Source organism: Enterobacter cloacae complex sp. ESBL7 (assembly GCF_041679625.1).
Taxonomy (GTDB): Bacteria; Pseudomonadota; Gammaproteobacteria; order Enterobacterales; family Enterobacteriaceae; genus Enterobacter; species Enterobacter asburiae_B.
Window position 1 is genome coordinate 464117 of sequence record NZ_JBGORN010000001.1, and the last position, 19285, is coordinate 483401.

At 55.9% G+C, this 19285-nt stretch carries 16 protein-coding genes; 5 read left to right on the plus strand and 11 right to left on the minus strand.

Annotation, left to right across the window (positions count from 1 at the left end; all coding sequences use genetic code 11):
* Positions 1-38 precede the first annotated feature (38 nt).
* The 3 genes from glnS to chiQ all read left to right on the plus strand — a co-directional run bounded on the left by glnS (position 39) and on the right by chiQ (position 3927).
* Entirely contained in the window at positions 39-1706 is a 1668-nt protein-coding gene (gene glnS, locus ACERY3_RS02280; RefSeq protein WP_373224990.1) for a glutamine--tRNA ligase, read from the plus strand.
* A gap of 446 nt (positions 1707-2152) precedes the next feature.
* On the plus strand, positions 2153-3550 hold the full coding sequence (chiP, locus tag ACERY3_RS02285; protein ID WP_023310769.1) for a chitoporin: 1398 nt from the start codon (positions 2153-2155) through the stop codon (positions 3548-3550).
* 47 nt (positions 3551-3597) lie between these two features.
* Positions 3598-3927, plus strand: coding sequence for a ChiQ/YbfN family lipoprotein (chiQ, locus tag ACERY3_RS02290; RefSeq protein ID WP_058841825.1), 330 nt, complete (start codon positions 3598-3600; stop codon positions 3925-3927).
* 93 nt (positions 3928-4020) lie between these two features.
* Here the strand turns inward: chiQ and fur are convergent, their stop codons facing one another.
* The 4 genes from fur to ybfF all read right to left on the minus strand — a co-directional run bounded on the left by fur (position 4021) and on the right by ybfF (position 6633).
* The gene (gene fur, locus ACERY3_RS02295; protein ID WP_014169146.1) at positions 4021-4467 is read right to left on the minus strand and encodes a ferric iron uptake transcriptional regulator; all 447 of its coding nucleotides are present in this window, start codon (positions 4465-4467) and stop codon (positions 4021-4023) included.
* A 290-nt stretch (positions 4468-4757) separates the two neighbouring features.
* A complete protein-coding gene (fldA, locus tag ACERY3_RS02300) occupies positions 4758-5288 on the minus strand; it encodes a flavodoxin FldA (RefSeq protein WP_008501067.1) in 531 nt (176 codons plus the stop codon).
* A gap of 155 nt (positions 5289-5443) precedes the next feature.
* Positions 5444-5731, minus strand: a complete 288-nt coding sequence (gene ybfE, locus ACERY3_RS02305) for a LexA regulated protein (RefSeq protein ID WP_028019455.1) — start codon at positions 5729-5731, stop codon at positions 5444-5446.
* 128 nt (positions 5732-5859) lie between these two features.
* Complete coding sequence (gene ybfF, locus ACERY3_RS02310; RefSeq protein WP_045887714.1) at positions 5860-6633, minus strand: esterase; 774 nt, start codon at positions 6631-6633, stop codon at positions 5860-5862.
* A 183-nt stretch (positions 6634-6816) separates the two neighbouring features.
* On the opposite strand from ybfF, the gene seqA reads away from it, so the two are divergent.
* Complete coding sequence (gene seqA / locus ACERY3_RS02315) at positions 6817-7365, plus strand: replication initiation negative regulator SeqA (protein ID WP_008501070.1); 549 nt, start codon at positions 6817-6819, stop codon at positions 7363-7365.
* Between the two features lie 24 nt (positions 7366-7389).
* Positions 7390-9030, plus strand: coding sequence for a phosphoglucomutase (alpha-D-glucose-1,6-bisphosphate-dependent) (pgm, locus tag ACERY3_RS02320; RefSeq protein ID WP_058841816.1), 1641 nt, complete (start codon positions 7390-7392; stop codon positions 9028-9030).
* A 103-nt stretch (positions 9031-9133) separates the two neighbouring features.
* Here the strand turns inward: pgm and potE are convergent, their stop codons facing one another.
* The 7 genes from potE to kdpB all read right to left on the minus strand — a co-directional run bounded on the left by potE (position 9134) and on the right by kdpB (position 19279).
* Positions 9134-10447, minus strand: a complete 1314-nt coding sequence (potE, locus tag ACERY3_RS02325) for a putrescine-ornithine antiporter (RefSeq protein ID WP_014831099.1) — start codon at positions 10445-10447, stop codon at positions 9134-9136.
* Positions 10444-12642 (minus strand): ornithine decarboxylase SpeF, encoded by a 2199-nt coding sequence (speF, locus tag ACERY3_RS02330; RefSeq protein ID WP_032661123.1) that lies wholly within the window; start codon positions 12640-12642, stop codon positions 10444-10446. Before speF ends, potE begins: the two co-directional genes overlap by 4 nt.
* 254 nt (positions 12643-12896) lie before the next feature.
* Positions 12897-13001 (minus strand): leader peptide SpeFL, encoded by a 105-nt coding sequence (speFL, locus tag ACERY3_RS02335; protein WP_003858645.1) that lies wholly within the window; start codon positions 12999-13001, stop codon positions 12897-12899.
* A 279-nt stretch (positions 13002-13280) separates the two neighbouring features.
* Positions 13281-13958 (minus strand): two-component system response regulator KdpE, encoded by a 678-nt coding sequence (gene kdpE, locus ACERY3_RS02340; protein WP_008501074.1) that lies wholly within the window; start codon positions 13956-13958, stop codon positions 13281-13283.
* Positions 13955-16642: a two-component system sensor histidine kinase KdpD gene (gene kdpD / locus ACERY3_RS02345; protein ID WP_373224991.1), complete on the minus strand. Its 2688-nt coding sequence runs from the start codon at positions 16640-16642 to the stop codon at positions 13955-13957. The genes kdpE and kdpD overlap by 4 nt, the downstream gene beginning before the upstream one ends.
* The gene (gene kdpC, locus ACERY3_RS02350; protein ID WP_023310778.1) at positions 16643-17218 is read right to left on the minus strand and encodes a potassium-transporting ATPase subunit KdpC; all 576 of its coding nucleotides are present in this window, start codon (positions 17216-17218) and stop codon (positions 16643-16645) included.
* Between the two features lie 12 nt (positions 17219-17230).
* Positions 17231-19279 (minus strand): potassium-transporting ATPase subunit KdpB, encoded by a 2049-nt coding sequence (gene kdpB / locus ACERY3_RS02355; protein WP_023310779.1) that lies wholly within the window; start codon positions 19277-19279, stop codon positions 17231-17233.
* Positions 19280-19285: the final 6 nt, after the last annotated feature.

Below are 19285 nucleotides of genomic sequence, written 5' to 3' on the forward strand. Positions count from 1 at the left end.
ATGCCGTTATACGTTGTTTACGCTTTGAGGAATCCACGATGAGTGAGGCAGAAGCCCGCCCGAGTAACTTTATTCGTCAGATCATCGATGAAGATCTGGCCAGTGGTAAGCACACCACAGTTCATACCCGCTTCCCGCCGGAGCCGAACGGCTACCTGCATATCGGGCATGCGAAGTCCATCTGCCTGAACTTTGGCATTGCGCAAGACTACCAGGGACAGTGCAACCTGCGTTTCGATGACACCAATCCAGTAAAAGAAGACATCGAATACGTTGAGTCCATCAAGAATGACGTGCAATGGCTGGGCTTCAACTGGTCTGGCGATATCTGCTACTCCTCTGACTATTTTGATCAGCTGTACGCCTACGCGGTTGAACTGATCAACAAGGGTCTGGCGTATGTTGACGAACTGTCTGCTGATGAAATCCGTGAATATCGCGGTACGCTGACCGCGCCGGGCAAAAACAGCCCGTTCCGCGATCGCAGCGTGGAAGAGAACCTTGCGCTGTTTGAAAAAATGCGTGCCGGTGGCTTTGAAGAAGGCAAAGCGTGCCTGCGTGCCAAAATCGACATGGCGTCTCCGTTCATCGTTATGCGCGATCCGGTGCTGTACCGCATTAAGTTTGCGGAACACCATCAGACCGGCAACAAGTGGTGCATCTACCCGATGTACGACTTTACCCACTGCATCAGCGATGCGCTGGAAGGCATTACGCACTCCCTGTGTACGCTGGAGTTCCAGGACAACCGTCGTCTGTACGACTGGGTTCTGAACAACATCACCATTCCTGTTCATCCGCGCCAGTACGAGTTCTCTCGTCTGAATCTGGAATACACCGTGATGTCCAAGCGTAAGCTGAACCTGCTGGTGACCGACAAGCACGTTGAAGGCTGGGATGACCCACGTATGCCAACCATCTCTGGTCTGCGCCGTCGTGGTTACACTGCCGCCTCTATTCGTGAGTTCTGCAAACGCATCGGCGTGACCAAGCAGGACAACACCATCGAGATGGCCTCCCTTGAATCCTGCATTCGCGAAGATCTCAACGAAAACGCCCCGCGCGCGATGGCCGTTATCGACCCGGTGAAACTGGTTATCGAAAACTATCCGCAGGGTGAAAGCGAGCTGGTCTCCATGCCTAACCATCCGAACAAACCGGAAATGGGTAGCCGTGACGTACCGTTCAGCGGTGACATCTGGATTGACCGCGCTGACTTCCGCGAAGAAGCCAACAAGCAGTACAAGCGTCTGGTGCTGGGTAAAGAAGTGCGTCTGCGTAATGCCTACGTCATCAAAGCCGAGCGCGTAGAGAAAGATGCGGAAGGGAATATCACCACCATCTTCTGTTCTTATGACGCTGAAACGCTGAGCAAAGATCCGGCGGATGGCCGCAAGGTGAAAGGCGTGATTCACTGGGTGAGCGCTTCCCACGCGCTGCCGGTAGAAATTCGTCTGTACGATCGTCTGTTCAGCGTGCCTAACCCAGGTGCAGCGGAAGATTTCCTGGCGACCATCAACCCGGAATCTCTGGTGATCAAGCAGGGTTATGCGGAGCCTTCTCTGAAAGCCGCTGAAGCGGGCAAAGCGTTCCAGTTCGAACGTGAAGGTTACTTCTGCCTGGACAGCCGTTACAGCACGGCGGAAAAACCGGTATTCAACCGTACCGTAGGTCTGCGTGATACCTGGACGAAGAGCGGCGAATAATATTGCTGGTCTGGTCAATGAGAGACAAACGCCGCACTATGCGGCGTTTTTTTATTTAACGATCAGGGTATTAAGACAGGGCCTAAAAAGGTGTGATAAAAATATCAGGTCAATGAGGTGCTACTTATTTTTCAAAAAAAAGTTTGTATCATTGCGGAAATTAAAAAGGTGATAAAAAAGGAAAGAATTCTCACGTCTAGCCACTGAAATACCTGAAAATTCCCCGCCATTCCTCGCCTCCTCACAAATGTTACAAAGCGCTACCAATTATGTGCACTTCGTCATAATCCTGACTTTTGTCCGCTAAAAAGCATTGATAATTCGCGCCGCGAAAAATAACCTAAAGACGGTAGTTAATTCGAGGGTATTTAAAGCTACCCCTGACTATTTGGTCTTTTTTATTTACGCCGCTTCAGGCGTTTTAATTCGTCAAAGAGGAATAATCTATGCGTACGTTCAGTGGCAAACGTAGTGCGCTGGCGCTGGCTATTGCCGGTGTGACAGCAATGTCGGGTCTGGTGGTGACACCAGAGGCGAAAGCGGCGGGCTTCATCGATGATTCTACCCTCACGGGCGGTATTTATTACTGGCAGCGTGAACGTGACCGTAAAGACGTCACCGAAGACAAATACAAAACCAACCTTTCGCACTCCACCTGGAACGCCAACCTGGACTTCCAGTCAGGCTATGCCGCGGATATGTTCGGTCTGGATATTGCTGCGTTTACCGCGATTGAAATGGCGGAAAACGGCGACAGCGCCCACCCGAACGAAATTGCCTTCTCCTCCAGCAACAAAGCCTATAAAGAAGACTGGTCCGGGGATAAGAGCGGTATCAGCCTTTACAAAGCCGCAGCAAAATTTAAATACGGTCCGGTTTGGGCGCGCGGTGGTTATATTCAGCCAACCGGTCAGACTCTGTTAGCGCCGCACTGGAGCTTTATGCCGGGTACCTATCAGGGTGCAGAAGCCGGGGCGAACTTTGACTACGGTGATGCGGGTGCGTTGAGCTTCTCCTATATGTGGACCAACGAGTACAAAGCACCGTGGCACATCGAAATGGACAAGTTCTACCAGAACGATAAAAAAACCAAAGTCGATTACCTGCACTCGCTGGGCGCGAAGTACGACTTCAAAAACGATCTGGTGCTTGAAGCGGCATTCGGTCAGGCACAAGGCTATGTCGATCAGTATTTTGCCAAGGCCAGCTATAAATTCGATGTCGCGGGTAGCCCGTTGAGCACCAGCTACCAGTTCTACGGTACGCGCGACAAGGTCAGCAACGGTGGCGTCAACGACATTTATGACGGCACCGCGTGGCTGCAGGCGTTAACCTTCGGCTACAAGGTCGGTCAGGTTGATTTGCGTCTGGAAGGCACATGGGTGAAGGCGGAAGGGCAGCAGGGCTACTTCCTGCAGCGTATGACCCCGACCTACGCCTCCTCCAACGGTCGTCTTGATATCTGGTGGGATAACCGCTCAGACTTCAACGCCGACGGCGAGAAAGCGGTCTTCTTCGGCGCAATGTATGACCTGAAAAACTGGAACCTGCCTGGCTGGGCGGTGGGCGCTTCTTACGCTTACGCCTGGGACGCAAAACCTGCCGATATGGCCACGCCGGACGCATACTACGATCCCAACTATCGCCTGAAAGAGTCTTCCTACAGCTTAGATGCTATCTACACCCTGCAGGATGGTCGTGCGAAAGGCACGATGTTCAAACTGCACTTCACCCAGTATGACAACCACTCCGATATCCCGAGCTATGCGGGCGGTTACGGCAACATCTTCCAGGATGAGCGTGACGTGAAATTCATGGTTATTGCCCCATTCACCATCTTCTGATGAACGCACCGGCGGGCTGAGTCCCGCCGGCATGGAGACTGCACATGATGAAAAAAATCGTAATCGTCGCGTTGCTGGCATCAGGGCTGGCGGCGTGTGCTCAGAATCAGGCGCCTAAAGAGGACTCCCGTCTGAAGGAGGCGTATAGCGCCTGCATAAATACTGCGGAAGGATCGCCGGAGAAAATTCAAGCCTGTCAGAGCGTGCTGAACGTGCTGAAGAAAGAGAAAGCGCATGAGCAGTTCGCGACGCAGGAAAACGTCCGCGTGATGGATTATCAGGCCTGTATCCAGGCGCGTAAAACCGGTAACGATCAGGAAGTGGCGAAGCGTTGCGACCAGATTTGGAAAGAAATACGAAGCAATAACAGTAACTAATTCGCTGTTATCATGCCCGGTGGCTCTGCGCCAGCGGGCTTTTTTTAGGCAAAAAAAAGCCAACCTTGCGGCTGGCTCAGAGTATGAGTCTTATTATTTCGCGTCGTGCGCGTGATCGTCTTCGCGGCAATCGCCTTCAGCGCAGTGACCGTAAAGGTACAGGCTGTGGTTCGTCAGGCGGATGCCATGACGCGCCGCGATTTCACGCTGGCGCGCTTCGATGGAATCATCGCTGAATTCAATGACCTTGCCGCAATCGAGGCAGATCAGGTGATCGTGGTGCTGCTGCTGGGTCAGTTCGAAAACAGATTTACCGCCTTCGAAATTATGACGGGTAACAATGCCCGCGTCATCAAACTGGTTCAGCACGCGATAGACGGTAGCCAGCCCAATCTCTTCACCCATGTCGATAAGACGTTTATAAAGGTCTTCCGCACTGACATGGTGATTGTCTGGACCCTGAAGCACTTCAAGGATTTTTAACCGAGGAAGCGTAACTTTCAGGCCAGCCTTCTTTAATGCGGTATTGTTGTCAGTCATGCGGAATCTGTCCTGTTGCTAAACGATTCACTTCTGTAGGAAGTGACAGAAAATGCACCCGGGATAATGCGTCTCATTATAGAACTGCCATGGCTAAATGAAAACTGCAAGTCTCAGGCAAAATATGCTTATAAAAACGTGGTATCACCAACAAACTTGCTCAATGGAAAACCACGTTTTATCAGGGAGACATTGTACAGGTCTGGGCGAAAAAGTTAAAAGATTGTAGCGATTAATTTAATCGGTTTGACCTGGAGCATGGGCGCAACCGCAGTTGCGCCGCGATAAAATCAGGCGTTCAGAATATCATCCAGGTGCAGTTCTTCACGGATCTGCTTCACCCATTTCTCAACGCGCTCTGCGGTCAGTTCTGGCTGACGGTCTTCGTCGATTGCCAGGCCTACGAAATGATCGTCATCGGCCAGGCCTTTAGACGCTTCGAAGTGGTAACCGGCGGTCGGCCAGTGGCCTACGATAACCGCGCCGTTCGGCTCAATGATATCGCGGATGGTGCCCAGTGCGTCACAGAAGTATTCGGCGTAGTCTTCCTGATCGCCACAGCCAAACAGGGCGACCAGCTTACCGTTGAAGTCCACTTCTTCCAGCGTCGGGAAGAAATCATCCCAGTCGCACTGGGCTTCACCGTAGTACCAGGTTGGGATACCCAGCAGCAGAATGTCATAGCCTTCCAGATCTTCTTTGCTGCTCTTGGCGATGTCATGCACATCAGCAACGTCTTTACCGAGCTGTTTTTGAATGTTTTTTGCGATATTTTCGGTATTGCCGGTATCACTGCCAAAGAAAATGCCGATGATTGCCATGAGTAAAATAACCTCTTGAAACTTAATAGTATGGTGGCGCAATTCGGCCACGGATAAGGGCAATAATAGCAGAACTGGCAACCCTGCGGAAACAGCTATCGCGCAGGACTGCACTCTGTGCTACATGAAAAGGGTGAGAAAGGGGATTTTCAGACTTATGCCTGGCTGCGTAACGTCTCAAGCTGGACGAGCAACATTTCTTCAATGAGCTCGCTGCGGCTGATATTTCGCGCGTCAGCCAGCTCGTTCAGCGCGTCGACGGCGTCGGCGTTAAGCTTCAGTTCGACACGCTTAAGCCCACGATTTTTATCGCGTTTAAGCTGGTTGCGTTTATTGATACGCAGCTGTTCATCGCGCGAAAGCGGATTCGTCTTGGGTCGTCCCGGGCGACGCTCATTCGCGAACAGATCTAGTGTCGTACGGTCCGTTTGTTCTTTGGCCATGATTCTGAGACTTCGGGGGAAACACGCCGCCCTGCTAATGCCCGGGCGATAAGCGCGCCATCATACATCACCAAAAACGGCACGCCAACGACTGGAAGCCCGCAGCCTTCCAGTCGCTTTCTTTTTAATCAATTTGCAGTATCAGCAAGATAGCGGCGAATGGCGCGCAGCACAGCATCCGGTTTTTCCGCATGCACCCAGTGCCCGGCACCGGCAATCACGTGGGCGCGAGCCTGCGGGAATTGGGCCAGCAGCGTGTCGCGGTACGCGTCGGTAACGTAAGGTGAGTTTCCGCCGCGAATAAAGAGAGTAGGGTGTGGCCAGGCGGGGACGGTTTCCCAGCCCACGATGTTATTGTATTGATCCCAGAGCACCGGCACGTTAAAACGCCATTGCCCGTCAACAAACGACTTCAGCAGGAACTGCACGACGCCTTCTTCATCAAGATGCTCACGCATGACGGCAGCCGCCTGTTGGCGCGTCGCGACACCCGCTTCTGTGACCGCATTGATGGCGGCAAAAATCTCGTCGTGACGGCGGACGTCATAATCCACGGGCGCGACGTCAATCACCACCAGGCCGCTAATACGGTCCGGGGCCAGTGCCGTCAGGGCCATCACCGCTTTGCCACCCATTGAATGCCCGATGAGGGTCACCTTTTGCAGGTCGTGGGCATCCAGCGTATCCAGCAGATCCTGCGCCATCGCCGCGTAGGTCATCTCGTCGGAACGCCCGGAAAGACCATGATTGCGCATATCGACCTGTAAAATATCGTGGTCGGTAACCAGATCGCGCGCCAGCACGCCCAGGTTATCCAGACTGCCAAAAAGCCCGTGAACCAGTACGATGGGAGAATTATTGTTCGGCGATTGTGCAGTTTGCGCTCGGGTATTCAATTTCATGGCAAAGTTCTTTTTTTACGGATGTCAGGTTAGGGTATCATGTTGACCATTCTGCCGCCCGGCTGCAAGGTTCCAGTTTAATCTGACTTTTGCTGCCAACCTGGTTTGACGCTATCCGCTGTTGGGATTTGACCTTATAATCCCAATGACTTGTATTCAGATAAGATATCGCACTGGATTAAGATGAAAACAATCGAAGTTGATGACGAACTCTATCAGTATATTGCCAGCCAGACGCGGCATATCGGGGAGAGCGCGTCCGACATTTTACGGCGCATGCTTAAAATTTCCGCCGCTTCACAGCCTGCTACCCCAGTCACCAAAGATGTCGTGTCTCAGCCGAGCGTTGTTGCACAAGCAAAACCTGCCGTGACGCCGGCAAAAGATAAAGTGCGCGCGATGCGCGAGCTGCTGCTCTCCGATGAATACGCGGAGCAGAAAAAAGCGGTAAACCGCTTTATGCTTGTGCTGTCTACACTTTACTCACTGGATAACAAAGCGTTTGCTGAAGCGACCGAGTCGCTTCACGGCCGTACTCGCGTCTATTTCGCGGGCGACGAGCAGACGCTGCTGCAAAATGGCAATCAAACCAAACCCAAACATGTTCCTGGCACCCCGTACTGGGTGATCACCAATACCAATACGGGCCGCAAGTGCAGCATGATTGAACACATCATGCAGTCCATGCAGTTCCCGGCGGAATTGATTGAAAAGGTTTGCGGTACAATTTAACCCTTGCATCAGAAGGACCCGGTAATGGCAAATCACAGCCGTGCAGGCCAACCTGCACAACAAAGCGATTTGATTAACGTCGCTCAGCTGACCGCGCAGTATTACGTGCTGAAACCGGTCGTGGGCAACGCAGAACACGCAGTGAAGTTTGGTACATCCGGTCACCGCGGCAGCGCGGCGCGCCACAGCTTTAACGAACCGCATATTCTGGCCATTGCTCAGGCCATTGCGGAAGAGCGCGCTAAAAACGGCGTTACCGGTCCGTGCTATGTGGGGAAAGATACCCATGCCCTGTCTGAACCGGCGTTCATCTCTGTTGTGGAAGTGCTGGCGGCAAACGGCGTCGATGTGATTGTTCAGGAGAACAATGGCTTCACCCCGACGCCTGCGGTCTCTAACGCCATCCTGGTGCACAACAAAAAAGGTGGCGCGCTGGCGGACGGTATCGTTATTACGCCATCCCACAACCCGCCGGAAGACGGTGGTATCAAATACAACCCGCCTAACGGTGGCCCGGCCGACACTAACGTTACCAAAGTGGTGGAAGATCGTGCGAACGCGCTGCTGGCTGACGATCTTAAAGGCGTGAAGCGTATTTCTCTGGATGCGGCCATGGCGTCCGGTCACGTGAAAGAGCAGGATCTGGTTCAGCCGTTCGTGGAAGGGCTGGCGGATATCGTCGATATGGCGGCCATCCAGAAAGCCGGCCTGAAGCTGGGCGTGGATCCGCTGGGCGGCTCCGGTATCGAATACTGGAAACGTATCGCCGAGCACTACAAGCTGGATCTGACCATCGTGAACGATCACGTCGATCAGACCTTCCGCTTTATGCACCTGGATAAAGACGGCGCGATCCGTATGGACTGCTCCTCCGAGTGCGCGATGGCGGGCCTGCTGGCGCTGCGTGATAAATTCGATCTGGCGTTTGCTAACGACCCGGATTATGACCGTCACGGTATCGTCACCCCTGCCGGGCTGATGAACCCGAACCACTATCTGGCTGTTGCAATTAACTATCTGTTCCAGCACCGCCCGCAGTGGGGCAAAGAGGTGGCCGTCGGTAAAACGCTGGTTTCCTCTGCGATGATTGACCGCGTGGTCGAGGCGCTGGGCCGCAAGCTGGTGGAAGTGCCGGTCGGCTTCAAATGGTTCGTTGACGGTCTGCACGACGGCAGCTTCGGCTTCGGCGGTGAAGAGAGCGCGGGCGCATCTTTCCTGCGTTTCGACGGCACGCCATGGTCAACCGATAAAGACGGCATCATCATGTGCCTGCTGGCGGCGGAGATCACCGCGGTCACCGGTAAGAACCCGCAGGAACACTACAACGACCTGGCGGCACGCTTTGGTGCACCAAGCTATAACCGTATTCAGGCGAGCGCGACGTCAGCCCAGAAAGCGGCCCTGTCCAAGCTCTCACCGGAGATGGTCAGCGCAAGCACCCTGGCGGGCGATCCGATCACCGCGCGTCTGACGGCTGCACCGGGCAACGGCGCATCCATTGGTGGTCTGAAAGTGATGACCGAGAACGGCTGGTTCGCCGCGCGTCCGTCCGGTACGGAAGATGCGTACAAAATCTATTGCGAAAGCTTCCTCGGCGCTGAGCACCGTCAGCAGATTGAGAAAGAAGCGGTAGAGATTGTCAGCGAAGTGCTGAAAAACGCGTAAGTGATGTTCGGGGGCGGGCTGATGCCCTCACCCAGCCCTATCCCACAGGGAGAGGGAGAAAACACAAAAAACGGCAACCCCTGGGTTGCCGTTTTGCTTTTACTTAACTGTGCTTGTTCTTCAATTCAAACCGTGGTGACACCAGACCGTACAGCGTCCAGCCCATAAAGGTCACCATCGCTCCATACAGCATCGCTTCCTGGCCGGATGAGTAGAGCGCATAGAAGCTGTAGATTGCCCCGATCAGCGCCACGATATTGGCCGCACGCGCTTTGCGAGGATCCACCTTCGCCACCTTCTGAATGATCACCAGCGCTGCCATCGACAGAATATACGGAATGATGTTCGTCACCACCGCCAGGTTGACCAGCACGTTGAACTGGCTGTTCAGCGACGGGCTAATGGTCATCAGCGACAATCCGCTCTGGAAGATAACAATCGCCAGCATGCCCTGCACCGGCGCATCCGCTTTGGTCACGCGGGAGAAGATTTTTGGGAAGTAACCTTCATCAGCCGAGGATTTAAACACCTGTGCGATGGTGAACTGCCAGCCGAGGAGTGAACCGCAGCAGGACATCACCATCAGCCCCATGATCACTTTCCCGACCTCAGGCGTGAACATCTGCGCGAAGGCCAGTCCGAACGGCGCCGTAGAGTTTGCCAGATCCATGTTTGGCACAATCCCGGCAATCACGTTAGTCGAGACGATATAGATCACCGCCGCGCCCAGCGTGCCGCCGAGAACCGCAATCGGCACGTTCTTTTCCGGATTCTCTACCACTTCCGCGTTCGCGCAGGCGGATTCCAGGCCGAGGAAGGCCCAAAGCGTCATGGCGATGGATGACCCAACAGCGGTAAAGAACGGCACATGGTGCGGGTTCCAGGAGTTGGCGTAGAGTGTCGGGCTGAACCAGAACCAGCCGATGATGCACAGGCCGACAACCGGGATAATCACGCCCCAGACGGTGATGCTGGAGAGCTGCCCGGTGATGCGCGCGCCGCCAAAGTTAGCTACGGTACAGATCCACAGCACCCCGATGGTCGCCAGCCCTATTTGCACCGGGCTGAGCGTCGCGCCAAACAGCTCCGTACCGTAACCCACGGCGGAGATGGCAATCGCCACGTTGGCGATCAGCAGCGACACCCCGTAGGTATAGTTGGCCATAAAGTTGCCCGACTTGCCAAAAGCGTATTCGGCATAGCCGCCCATGCCGCCTGACTTACGGCTGAACATTCCGCACTTGGCAAACGCCCACGCCAGCGCCATTGAACCGACTGCCGTCACCAGCCAGGAGATGATAGAGATGGTGCCCACCTCTGCCAGTTTGGTGGGCAGCATGATAATCCCGGAGCCCATCATGTTCACCATGGTGAGGATGGTCAGCTGCACCACGCCCATTTTATTGGACTTACTCATAATTTCTCTCCTTTCAGCAGCGCGGGCTGAGCGGCGGGTTGTTTGATGACGTTACAGCGAACCTGCTTGCGACCCTCACACTCCTCGACGTACACACCCTGCAGCTCCGGCGCGAAGCCCGGCAGCAGGTTGATGCCTTCTTCCAGCGCGGCAAAGTAGCGCAGCACGGAACCGCCCCAGACTTCCCCTGGAACCACGCACAGCACCCCCGGTGGATAAGGAAGGGCGCCTTCGGCGGCGATGCGGCCTTCCGCATCGCGCAGAGAGACCAGTTCAACCTCACCGCGCAGATAGGCGTAGTTTGCGTCCTGCGGGTTCATCATCACGCGGGGGAAGTGAGACTTGCGGAACATCTCTTTCTGCAGCTGTTTCACGTTGTGGCGGGCGTACAGGTCATGCATTTCCTGGCAGATCTGGCGCAGGGTGTAATCCGCGTAACGTTCCGGATGCTGTTTGTAGAGAGAAGGCAGGACGTCTTTCAGCGGAACATCGCTCTCGAGCAGTTTTTCGAAGCGCACCAGCTGCGCCACCAGCTGCTGCAGTTTTCCCATATCTTCCGCAGGCGTGAGCAGGAACAGGATCGAGTTGAGATCGCATTTTTCCGGCACGATGCCGTTTTCACGCAGGAAGTTGGCGAGGATAGTGGCGGGCACGCCGAAGTCGTCATACTCCCCGGTGCGGGCGTTAATACCCGGCGTGGTCAGCAGGAGCTTGCACGGGTCGATAAAATACTGATGCTCAGCGTAGCCTTCAAAAGCGTGCCAGTTTTCACCCGGTACGAAGTGGAAGAAGCGCAGATCGGTCGCAATTTCCGCGGTGTCCCAGCTTTCCCACGGGCGGCCATCTACCGTCTCCGGTACGAAGGGGCGCAGATACCGGCAGTTCTCCAGGATCAGCTTGCGCGCTTCGATACCGTTCACCACGCAATCCATCCACATGTTGCGGCCACTCTGGCCTTCGTGCATACGGGCGTTGATGTCCAGCGCAGCGAACAGCGGATAAAACGGGCTGGTGGAGGCGTGCATCATAAAGGCATTATTCAGGCGCTTATGCGGGACATAGCGCTGTTGCCCTTTGATGTGGCTGTCTTTCTTATGGATTTGCGAGGTCTGCGAGAAGCCGGCCTGCTGTTTATGTACGGACTGGGTGACCAGGATCCCCGGATCGTTTTCGTTCAGCTCCAGCAGCAGCGGAGAGCAGTCGGCCATCATCGGAATAAACTGCTCGTAACCCACCCAGGCCGAGTCAAACAGGATGTAATCACACAGGTGTCCAATCTTATCCACCACCTGACGGGCGTTATAGATGGTGCCATCGTAGGTACCCAGCTGGATCACCGCCAGACGGAACGGACGCGCATCGCGTGCACGGCCTGGCGCCACCTCTGCCACCAGCTCGCGCAGATAACTTTCTTCAAAGCAGTGGGCGTCAATGCCGCCAATAAAGCCGTACGGGTTGCGCGCGGTTTCCAGATAGACCGGCGTTGCGCCAGCCTGGAGGAGGGCACCGTGATGGTTAGATTTGTGGTTGTTACGGTCGAACAGTACCAGGTCGCCCGGGGTGAGCAGGGCGTTAAGCACCACTTTGTTGGATGACGAGGTGCCATTCAGCACGAAGTAGGTCTTATCAGCATTAAAGACTTTTGCCGCATGCTGCTGGGCGATGCACGGTGCGCCTTCGTGGATCAGCAGATCGCCCATCGCCACGTCGGCGTTACACAGGTCGGAGCGGAAAAGCGTCTCACCAAAGAAGTCGACAAACTGATTACCGGCAGGATGGCGGCGGAAGAACTGGCCACCCTGATGCCCCGGGCAGTCAAACGCGCTGTTGCCCTGCTTCACATAGTCGACAAGGGCGCGGAAAAACGGCGGGCGCAGCTGGGTTTCATACTTCTGGGCGGCCGCTTCCAGCTGGCGTCCATAAAAGTCGTTGCTGGTGTCTGAATACTCAAATACGCCGTGAATGCGCGATAAATAGTCTGCCGGGATGAACTCTTCTTTGTGGGTCGCAACAAAAACAGGAATGCCAAAACCGGTGGCTTCTATTTCGTCCAGGATACCGCTGGCAATATCCGTGACCGCCAGAACAATGGCGGCAACATCAATATAATCAGAGGCGCGGACATCTACCAGTTCACGCTGGGTAGTAAAACAATCCGGACATGCACGGCTGGCTGCGATTTTTAAACTTTTCATCTTTCTCTCTTTATTTTAGGTAATAAGCGTCCCTCGATTTCTTGCAAGAAAGAAATCGATAATTTACCGGAAAAAAAGCAAAGGGTGGCCGCTGATTAAAATCAGTGAATTGCTTTTTTGATGATTGAAATTCAGTCCGCCCGGTGCGGATGAGTCTGAATTAAAATGAATGAGCGCACGAGTTCACAGGCAATGGCCTGTAAAATAAGGTGTTTCAGGATAACCTGTAAGCGAGTGCGCCAGAAGTCGAAGGACTACCGGGCATTAAAGAGATGAAAGTCAAAGCAGTTTCGGTGGGCAAACATCATGATATGTGTTGTCCGCCTTATATGGGGCATTAAGCGATTGTTGTTTTCCATGTTTCATTTTCCTTTCAGTAATTGAAAGCATGGTCATTTTATCCAGTGAAAGGCGATTAACCGTGAGGTAGATCACCGTTAACCGATCAAATCAGAAATAAATATTCGGTTTAGATGAATATCGCAGATCAAAATTCTGATTTGTTGATGATGCGTTAACAGGTTGTGTCGTCAATGTTTTAAATGAGCGAAAATAGCCCGTAAAAATAATTTATGGGTTATTTGTGAAATACTGTCTGAGGGATTTCGTTTTTATTTAAAAATAAAATGAATAGTTATTCAAAGCATAAACCGATAACCGATACCGGTTTCAGTTAATAAATGGCGAGGGCGAGCGGGGTCAACTTCGAGTTTCTGACGAAGGTGTCCCATATATATGCGTAAATAATGACTATGTTCTACAGCGTTGGGTCCCCACACCTGACTTAACAGCTGGCGTTGGGTGAGAACCTTGCCGTGGTTGTTGAGCAGAACGGCGAGCAGGCGAAATTCTATTGGCGTCAGATGGATTTCTTCTTCACCGCGCACAATACGCCGCGCGGCCAGGTCAACCCGGATATCCCCAAACGTGTACGTTGGGTCAGCAGGCGTGGTTGCGCTGTGGCGACGCAGCGCCACGCGAAGGCGAGCCTGAAGCTCGCCGATACCAAAAGGTTTAATCAGATAGTCATCTGCACCGGCATCCAGCGCCGCGATTTTATCCGTCTCTTCAGTACGCGCGGAGAGCACGAGGATCGGCATCTGGCTCCACTGACGCACTTCCCGGATAAAATCGATGCCGTCGCCGTCCGGCAAACCAAGATCGAGGATCACCAGGTCCGGCTTGCGGGTGGCGGCTTCAATTAAACCCCGTTGAAGCGTGCCCGCATCATGAACGCGCAGACCGTCCCCTTCCAGCGCAGCGCGCAGAAAACGGCTAATGGCGATCTCATCTTCAACAATCAGAACGTTGATCACAAATCCTCTGGTAATTCATTTAGTTCTGGCGGGGTTTCCAGAGGAAGTGTAACACAAAACCGCGCGCCGCCTTCGGGGCGATTCTCAGCGGAGATGGACCCGCCATGGACGTCAATGATCGCCTGGCAAATCGCCAGCCCCAGCCCGACGCCCGGAATGGCAGACTCCTTATTGCCGCGCGCGAATTTTTCGAAAATAGCCAACTCCTGCCCGGCGGGAATGCCGGGTCCGGTATCCCAGACGTCAAGGCGAAGCGTGCCGTCGTCCACCGTCGCATCCACGCCAATTTGCGCGCTGGCGCCCGCATATTTGCCGGCATTTTCCAGCAGGTTGATCAGCACCCGTTCAAACAGCGGACCATCAACATGAATTAACGTCAGGGGCTCGGGCATGTTCAGCGCAATATACCGCCCGCCCAGGCCGGGTTCGAGCATTTTCAGGGCGCTGCCCACCACCTCTTCAAGCGTGAGCCACTCTTTTTTGAGGTTAAAACCGCCTGACTGGATACGCGCCATATCGAGCAGGTTATTAACCAGACGCGTGGTATTCAGCACATGCTGGCGGATCTCGCTGGCCTGAAGGGCGTGTTTAGAGCCTTCCGCCGCCAGGTCCAGCGTCAGGATTTCTGACTGACCAAACAGGACGGTGAGCGGGGTTCGCAGATCGTGAGAGAGCGCCGCCAGCAGCGAGTTACGAATGCTTTCACGCTCGCTCGCCAGCCGGGCCTGCTCTTCGCTGGCGGTGAGGGCCAGCCGCTCCAGCGCGCTGGCAACCAGCAGCGTAAAGGTCTCCAGCAGCCGCTGCTGTTCGGGGATCATCAGCTGGCGCAGGTTGGAGGGCTCAACAATTACCAGCCCCTGATTTTTATCGGCGCTGCGCAGCGGCAGAATTTGATAGGGCACGCCGGGCAGGGTGTCGGTCCCTGCGCCTGCCGGTAGCCCTTTATCAAAGCTCCAGCGCGCGATGGCTTCATCCCAGGGCGTCATGCCTGAGGCCGACGTCAGCGGGCGCAGCTTGCCGTGTTCGTCCGGGAGCAAAATCAGGTTGCTGGCATGAAACGTCGAGCGAATGAACTGCTCGCTGGTCTGCACGATATCCAGCGGCGTGCGGCCCACCGCCAGCGATTTCGACATCTCATAGAGATGGCGCGTGCGCTGTTCGCGATAGCGGGCAATACGCGCCTGGTAGCGCACGCCCGCCGTCAGATTCCCGATCACCAGCCCGACGGTGAGCATTACCGCGAAGGTGAGAATGTACTGTACGTCCGACACCGCGAGCGTCCCTCGCGGGGCAATAAAGAACAGATCGAAGCTGATGACGTTGATCACCGTCGCCAGTACCGACGGCCAGCGCCCGTAAAAGAGCGCCACCACCACCACGCCAAGCAGGTAGATCATCACCAGGTTGGCGGCATCAAATGCGATCAGCCACTGGCTGGCAATCACGGTAATCAGGGCGCAGAGCACGACGGCGACAAGACAGCCGCGCAGCTGAATGCGCCATTTATCGCTGAAGGCACGGCTGTCCGGCGCGCGGCTGGGTAACGGCGTGGGCTTATCATCCAGCGCCACGATCACCAGGTCCAGATCCGGTGCACGGCGGGCCAGCTTGTCGGCAAACGATTCGCGGCTAAACCAGCGGCGATGCTGGCGACGGCCAATCACGATTTTCCCCAGATTGTGCTCACGGGCGTAGCGCAGGATGGCTTTATCTTCCTGAGGGTCGGAAAGGGTGGCGGTTTCAGCGCCCAGCTCCTGCGCCAGGCGAAGCGAACTCAATATCGCGCGACGCTGGTTCTCGGGGAGCGCGTGCAGCTGCGGCGTTTCGACATACACCGCATGCCAGACGCTGCCAAATTTAGCCGCCAGGCGGGCAGCGGTGCGGACAAGTTTTTCATTGCCGCTGCCGTGCCCTACGCACAGCAGGATGGCATCTCGCGTATGCCAGACGCGCTCCTGGCCCTGCAGATCGCGCCAGGCGCGCATCTGATCGTCGACGCGATCGGCAGTACGACGCAGGGCCAGCTCGCGCAGGGCAATCAGGTTGCCTTTACGGAAGAAATGTTCGATGGCGCGCTCGGCCTGGCCGGCAATATAAACCTTGCCTTCGTGCAGGCGCTGGCGCAAATCGTCAGGGGGCAGGTCGACCAGCACCACTTCATCGGCAGAATCAAAGAAGGGATCGGGCACCGTCTCGCGCACCTGAATGCCGGTCACGCCGCTCACCACGTCGTTCAGGCTTTCAAGATGCTGAACGTTAACCGTCGTGAAAACATCGATGCCGGCTTCGAGCAGCTCTTCTACATCCTGCCAGCGTTTTGGATGGCGTGAGCCTGGCGCATTGCTGTGCGCCAGTTCGTCCATCAGGATAAGGGCGGGACGGCGGGCGAGGGCGGCATCGAGATCGAATTCGGTGACTAACCGACCGCGGTGGCTGATGCGGCGGGGCGGCTGGGTGGCCAGCCCCTTCAGCAGCGATGCGGTCTCTTTGCGTCCGTGGGTTTCTACCACGCCTATCAATATATCGAGCCCCTGCGCCCGAAGCCGCTGGGCTTCCGTCAGCATGGCGAAGGTTTTCCCAACGCCTGCGCAGGCGCCAAAGAAAATTTTCAGTTTGCCGCGATGGGCTTCGGCCGTCTGTTCAAGCAGCCTGTCCGGATCCGGGCGCATGGGCTCGTCGGTCATTTAGTTTTTCCTTAGCGCGTCCAGCGCCAGATTCAGCTCAACAATATTCACTACGGGCATGCCGATAAAGCTGACCAGCGGCTTTTGCGTGTGCTCTGCAACCAGCTGGCTAACCTGCTCGACGGTCAGCTGACGGGCCGCGGCGACGCGCGGGATTTGCCATGCCGCGGCTGCTGGCGTCAGGCTGTAGTCCAGCCCGCTGGCCGAGGCGGTAACCAGCTCTACGGGCACCTCACGGCTGGCCTGCGGATTAGCGGCGCGCAGGGCTGCCACGCGCTCAGCAACGGCTTTGTCCAGCTCGGGGTTGCTGCCCGCCAGGTTACTGCCGCCGGATGCCATCGGATTATACGGGCTTTCGGCAGTGGCGGAAGGGCGTCCCTGGAAGTAACGGGCATCGGTAAAGTTCTGACCAATCAGGCGCGAACCGCGGTTTTCACCGTTTTGCATAATCAGCGAGCCGTTGGCCCGATCCTTAAACCACCACTGTCCCAGCGCGGTGGTCACCAGCGGGTACAGCCCGCCGGTAATGAGAGACAGCAGAATAAACAGAAGTATAGCGGGGCGTAACATCGTCATTTGATTCACCTTTTAAACCAGGCCGAACAGCGTCAACAGCAGGTCGATAACCTTGATACCGATGAAAGGCACCACCAGCCCGCCCAGGCCGTAAATCCACAGGTTGCGGCGCAGCATGGCGGCGGCGGTGAGCGGCTTATAGCTCACGCCTTTCAGCGCCAGCGGGATCAGGAAGACAATAATCAGGGCGTTAAAGATCACTGCGCTCAGAATGGCTGATGCCGGAGAGTGCAGGTGCATCACGTTCAACGCGTTTAATTGCGGATAGGTCGCAGCAAACGCGGCCGGAATGATGGCGAAATATTTCGCCACGTCGTTGGCGATACTGAATGTGGTCAGCGATCCGCGCGTCATCAGCATCTGCTTGCCAATGTGCACCACTTCAATCAGCTTGGTCGGGTTTGAGTCGAGGTCGACCATGTTGCCCGCCTCTTTTGCCGCCTGGGTACCGGAGTTCATTGCCACCGCCACGTCGGCCTGCGCCAGGGCAGGGGCATCGTTGGTACCGTCGCCCGTCATCGCCACCAGACGGCCTTCCGCCTGATACTGACGAATCAACGCCAGTTTCGCTTCCGGTGTGGCTTCGGAAAGAAAATCATCCACGCCCGCTTCGGCGGCAATCGCCGCGGCGGTAAGACGGTTATCCCCGGTGATCATCACCGTTTTGATCCCCATTTTACGCAGCTGGGCAAAGCGCTCCTTGATGCCGCCTTTGACGATATCCTTCAGGGCAATCACTCCCAGCACGTGTGCCCCTTCGGCCACCACCAGCGGCGTCGCCCCCTGACGGGCCACGCTTTCGACCAGGCTGTCCACTTCCGGCGGGAAGTGGCCGTTGTTGGCCTCAATGTGGCGACGGATGGCGTCAACAGAGCCTTTACGGATCATGCGATCCTGAATGTTAATGCCGCTCATGCGGGTTTGCGCCGTGAAGGGCACGAAAGTGGCGTGCAGGCTCTGAACGTCGCGCTGGCGCAGGTTAAAGCGCTGCTTGGCGAGGATCACGATACTGCGGCCTTCCGGGGTTTCATCGGCAAGCGAAGAGAGCTGCGCGGCGTCCGCCAGCGTTTTTTCATCCACGCCCGGGGCGGGCAGGAAATCTGACGCCTGGCGGTTACCGAGGGTAATGGTCCCGGTTTTATCCAGCAGTAAGACGTCCACGTCACCGGCGGCTTCCACCGCGCGCCCGCTGGTGGCGATGACGTTGGCACCGAGCATACGGCTCATGCCGGCTACGCCGATGGCTGACAGCAGGCCACCAATGGTGGTGGGGATCAGGCAGACCAGCAGCGCCACCAGCACCGTGATGGTGACCGCGGTGCCGCCATAGGCGGAGAACGGCCACAGCGTCGCGGTTGCTAGCAGGAAGACGATGGTCAGGGCCACCAGCAGGATGGTCAGGGCAATCTCGTTCGGCGTTTTACGACGCTGGGCACCTTCCACCATGGCGATCATCCGGTCGAGGAAGGTTTCCCCCGGGTTAACGCTACACTGGATCACCAGCCAGTCGGAGAGAATGCGCGTCCCGCCCGTCACGGAGGCGAAATCGCCGCCGGATTCACGGATCACCGGCGCGGACTCCCCGGTAATGGCGCTTTCATCCACCGAGGCGCCCCCTTCGATGACTTCACCGTCGCAAGGGATAATGTCACCGGCTTCCACCAGCACCACATCGCCTTTACGCAGTTCATCCGCCGGAACGTGGTCCATCTGCGCGCCGTATTTCGGTTCACGCAGCTTGCGCGCGAAGGCGGTTTTCTTCACCCCTTTCAGGCTGTTGGCCTGGGCTTTACTCCGGCCTTCCGCCAGCGCTTCCGCAAAGTTGGCGAACAGCACGGTAAACCACAGCCACAGGCTGATGGCGCCGGTAAACATCGCATTTCCCGGCATGTGGCCCGTTCCCATGGCAATCGCCAGGGCGGTGGTCAGCACGCTTCCCGCCCAGACAATAAACATCACCGGGTTGTGCCACTGCACGCGCGGGCTCAGCTTTTTCACCGCATCCATGAGCGCCTGGCGAACTAAAGACGGTTCGAACAGGGCCAGTTGTTTACGACTCATGACAAT

Bases quoted from the DNA above. Each gene is read 5' to 3' on its own strand.
- glnS (WP_373224990.1), top strand. From the start codon at position 39: ATGAGTGAGGCAGAAGCCCGCCCGAGTAACTTTATTCGTCAGATCATC.
- chiP (WP_023310769.1), top strand. From the start codon at position 2,153: ATGCGTACGTTCAGTGGCAAACGTAGTGCGCTGGCGCTGGCTATTGCC.
- chiQ (WP_058841825.1), top strand. From the start codon at position 3,598: ATGAAAAAAATCGTAATCGTCGCGTTGCTGGCATCAGGGCTGGCGGCG.
- fur (WP_014169146.1), bottom strand. From the start codon at position 4,467: ATGACTGACAACAATACCGCATTAAAGAAGGCTGGCCTGAAAGTTACG.
- fldA (WP_008501067.1), bottom strand. From the start codon at position 5,288: ATGGCAATCATCGGCATTTTCTTTGGCAGTGATACCGGCAATACCGAA.
- ybfE (WP_028019455.1), bottom strand. From the start codon at position 5,731: ATGGCCAAAGAACAAACGGACCGTACGACACTAGATCTGTTCGCGAAT.
- ybfF (WP_045887714.1), bottom strand. From the start codon at position 6,633: ATGAAATTGAATACCCGAGCGCAAACTGCACAATCGCCGAACAATAAT.
- seqA (WP_008501070.1), top strand. From the start codon at position 6,817: ATGAAAACAATCGAAGTTGATGACGAACTCTATCAGTATATTGCCAGC.
- pgm (WP_058841816.1), top strand. From the start codon at position 7,390: ATGGCAAATCACAGCCGTGCAGGCCAACCTGCACAACAAAGCGATTTG.
- potE (WP_014831099.1), bottom strand. From the start codon at position 10,447: ATGAGTAAGTCCAATAAAATGGGCGTGGTGCAGCTGACCATCCTCACC.
- speF (WP_032661123.1), bottom strand. From the start codon at position 12,642: ATGAAAAGTTTAAAAATCGCAGCCAGCCGTGCATGTCCGGATTGTTTT.
- speFL (WP_003858645.1), bottom strand. From the start codon at position 13,001: ATGGAAAACAACAATCGCTTAATGCCCCATATAAGGCGGACAACACAT.
- kdpD (WP_373224991.1), bottom strand. From the start codon at position 16,642: ATGACCGACGAGCCCATGCGCCCGGATCCGGACAGGCTGCTTGAACAG.
- kdpC (WP_023310778.1), bottom strand. From the start codon at position 17,218: ATGACGATGTTACGCCCCGCTATACTTCTGTTTATTCTGCTGTCTCTC.
- kdpB (WP_023310779.1), bottom strand. From the start codon at position 19,279: ATGAGTCGTAAACAACTGGCCCTGTTCGAACCGTCTTTAGTTCGCCAG.